6 protein-coding genes are annotated in these 3,281 nt (G+C 47.7%); 1 reads left to right on the top strand and 5 read right to left on the bottom strand.

Features of this window, described 5'->3' with window-relative positions; translation table 11 throughout:
• The 4 genes from pxpB to ABNS04_RS12290 form a co-directional block, all read right to left on the bottom strand.
• The coding region (gene pxpB, locus ABNS04_RS12305) for a 5-oxoprolinase subunit PxpB (RefSeq protein WP_348671587.1) at positions 1–580 on the bottom strand (580 nt) is incomplete at its 3' end.
• A gap of 20 nt (positions 581–600) precedes the next feature.
• Entirely contained in the window at positions 601–1,377 is a 777-nt protein-coding gene (locus tag ABNS04_RS12300; protein ID WP_071462570.1) for a 5-oxoprolinase subunit PxpA, read from the bottom strand.
• A 13-nt stretch (positions 1,378–1,390) separates the two neighbouring features.
• A complete protein-coding gene (locus tag ABNS04_RS12295) occupies positions 1,391–1,795 on the bottom strand; it encodes a hypothetical protein (RefSeq protein WP_287830338.1) in 405 nt (134 codons plus the stop codon).
• An 11-nt stretch (positions 1,796–1,806) separates the two neighbouring features.
• Positions 1,807–2,067, bottom strand: coding sequence for a hypothetical protein (locus ABNS04_RS12290; RefSeq protein ID WP_071462568.1), 261 nt, complete (start codon positions 2,065–2,067; stop codon positions 1,807–1,809).
• A 112-nt stretch (positions 2,068–2,179) separates the two neighbouring features.
• Here ABNS04_RS12290 and ABNS04_RS12285 point away from each other — a divergent pair, with 112 nt between their 5' ends.
• Positions 2,180–2,632, top strand: coding sequence for a hypothetical protein (locus tag ABNS04_RS12285; RefSeq protein WP_287830339.1), 453 nt, complete (start codon positions 2,180–2,182; stop codon positions 2,630–2,632).
• On the opposite strand, the gene ABNS04_RS12280 is transcribed toward ABNS04_RS12285, so the two are convergent.
• Positions 2,633–3,281: SDR family oxidoreductase (locus tag ABNS04_RS12280; RefSeq protein WP_348671585.1), on the bottom strand; the 649-nt coding region annotated here is incomplete at its 5' end.

The raw sequence follows: 3,281 nt of genomic DNA, 5'->3' as shown, positions 1-3,281 counted from the left end.
GAAAGGTCGTGCGACCAATGATGTTCCAACCGCCAGGCGATGCTAAGGGATAAATTGCTGTTTGCCGTTCAGCAATGGCAACACTCCCCGCTGGAATTCGTGTTCTAGGTGAATCCAGCCGAGGTGCCTGTAAATCTTCGGCGACTTCGCCCATGTAAGCAAAGCCCGGTGCAAACCCCAATGCATATACGCGATAGCTGTCCCGACAATGGCGCTCTATAACCTCCTCGACACTACATTCGTGAAGCTCCGCAATACGTGCTAAATCAGGCCCGACCGTCTCGTCGTAATAAACAGGAATGACGTGTGTTTGCCCCTGCTCCGCGTTAACCTGTTGGAGTTCAGGCAGGGACTCAATGATAGCTTTGATCGAGGCACGTATATCGGTATCTGAATGCCGGGTAATATCGTAATAAACCATGAGCGATGAGTATGCCGGTACGGTTTCGAGTATCGCTAAATCGCTGCTGGCTATCGCTGAATCAAGTTGCAGTACGCGTTGGTTCGCCTCGATGCTGATCTCATCTGCAAAATAGACGATCACCGCATCAGCACCCGCATTGACTATGGAAGGTTTCACGCTCAGTTTCCCTCTTGTTGTTATTCGGGTATCGAGTGGAGTAACTCACGTATTTTCGACACGGTTTCGACCGCGGATGGGTTGTCGCCGTGAACGCACAGTGAGTCGATACTAATCATTCGCTCGTTACCATCTTTGTCAATAATAGGCTCGCGTCGAGCAAACCGGTTCGCTTGTTCAAGTACATCGGCTTCCTCGGTCAGCACCGAGCCGCTTTGCTTTCGTGATACAAGCCGACCTTTATGGTTATAGCGACGGTCTGCAAAACCCTCAAACCATAAGTAAACGTCATAGTTAGATGCTAATGCCTGCCACTCAGAGTTTTGCGGAGTTGCCATAACCATCAGTGGTAGCGGTTGACGTTGTTGGGTTTGCAAGTAACTAACTGCCTTACACACCGCTTTAAATATCTCACTGTCACGCAGCATATCATTATACAACGCACCGTGAGGCTTAACGTAAGCAACCGATTCATCATAACGTGCGGCGATACCATTAAGTGCACCGACTTGATACATGATGAGAGCAATAATTTCTTGCTCTGAGCAGTCCATATGCCGCCGCCCAAAACCAACAAGATCTGGATAGCTCGGGTGAGCCCCAATCTTGACTTGGTGTTGTGCTGCCAGTGCCACCGTCTGAGTCATCGTCAGTGGGTCGGATGCGTGAAAGCCACATGCAATATTAGCGCAGTCGATGTGCGGCATGATAAGTTCATCCTCGCCCATCTTATAAGCGCCAAAGCTCTCACCAATATCACAGTTGAGTGTAATTTTTCTAATCGTATGCGTGTTCATACGACACAGTATATCATGATTTGGTTTTGTCTTGGTTACGTGCCTTAAGGTCACCTAAGAGACGTGTGTAGCTGACAGCAAATAAATACAATCCGATTCCAATGCCCGCAATTTGCAAAGCAGGTAAACTCAACACCACTAACTGATGCTTAGCAAATATGGCTACAGCACCCACGAGCCCCATCGTCGTTAAGCCGCTTGCTATCAAAGTAATCGGAGGCAGCCAACTCAATAGCTTTTGAATACGCAACAATGCGAGTAAACCGCCCAAAATAATGCCCCATGCAATCGGCACTCCCAATCGATACCAACTCAATTGATAGTCAGCAATCGCGGCAACTAATTGGTCTTGTGAAGCGGTATAAAAAAATAAACCCACCGCGCCCGCTAAAATGACAATTCGCTTAAAAAGATTCATGCCTGCTTTCCTTACAGCGCTAAGCTCACACAATAAATAATAATGCCTATCACGGGCACCCAAACAATTGGAGACTGATACCACTTGAGCGGCTGCTTACTTTGCTCATTCAGCTTATTCAAAGTGGGCAAGCGATAAAGCCAAATTAAAGCCACCAACATTAAGCCTGCGCCCGTTAAGCGAATAATAGTATCAAACTCGCTTACAACTCCGAGTACGGCTAAAAGTAGACCTACAATCAGCAGTACTATTGCAGTAACACGTTGCCACATTTATTCACCTCGTTATTATTATGCTTTGGTCGAATACCACCATAACGCTTTTTTAACAGACAAAAAAGAATATGTTACCTTAGAGCCTACGCTGACAGGGGTAAAAAAACACATGCAGATATTTAAACGAATGGCGCTGATCATCGCGGCCGCTGGCGTCACCTTTGGTTTAATCGTGATAAGTATCGTGGTGTATCAATACACCGTCATGGAACCCGAAACGCCCCATGCTGGTGACTGTCAGTTACAGCAACTCGAGCAGACTCACGATCGTGCCGCAGAGGTACACACGTATCAGTGCACTCGCGGTTCAGAAACTACTTGGCGAGGCACCGAAATGTGGCTTTATGAGCCCCTAACTGAAGAATGGCAGCGAATGTTAACCGTTAAAGGTGAACCGTGCGTGCGCATTCACCTCAACGAGCGTCGTTTAACGGTTGCACATGCGGGTAACAAACTCGATTTTAACCTCGCTGAGCCGGTCTTTATCTACAAAGATAAAGAAGGCACAAGCCATAGCTTGGCCGTCGCAATCGATAACCAAGCTTCAGCATGCGAAGAGTGATTAGGTCAGTTTGAGCACCCAGCTCAGTGGTAAACGCTTCATCAAAAAGCCAATAATGCGCCAAGGCCAACCGGGTACATAGGCTTCGACGGGCGATTTTTCTATGGCTTTTACCAACTTACGACAGCCCTCTTCGGTACCAATCATAAAGGGTGTGTTTTTAACCTTTTCATTAATTTCCGAGCGAATGTATCCCGGGAATAATGTGGTCACTTTGATGGGACTGTTCTTGCCATAGGTCTTCAGCAAATCCGCGCGAATCCCTTCAGACAGTGATGCTAAACCGGCTTTGGTTGCCGCATATACCGTCATTGCACGCGGCATACCGCGCAATGCACTCATCGAGGCGATGGTGACCAAGTGACCTCGTTCTTGGGCTCTGAAAATACCCATAGCCGCCTCGCATTGGGCCAACGCAGCAACAAAGTTCGTTTCAGCCGTGGCTCGATTAGCGGCAAAGTACCCTGTGCCTAACGAAGCGCCTTTCCCCATTCCGGCATTAACGACGATTTTATCAATCGAGCCTGCCTCTGATTTAAACCGCTCAAACACGTCAAATACATCGTCATGTTGGTTCACATCAAGCGCTGCAATGTATACGTTGGCTTTTGGGTAAGCTTGCTCGATTTCACTTTTCAATGCTTCTAAA

This window comes from uncultured Idiomarina sp. (assembly GCF_964010655.1).
GTDB lineage: Bacteria > Pseudomonadota > Gammaproteobacteria > Enterobacterales > Alteromonadaceae > Idiomarina > Idiomarina baltica.
The sequence above is the reverse complement of the archived record's forward strand: the minus strand, read 5'-3'. Positions and strand labels throughout refer to the sequence as shown.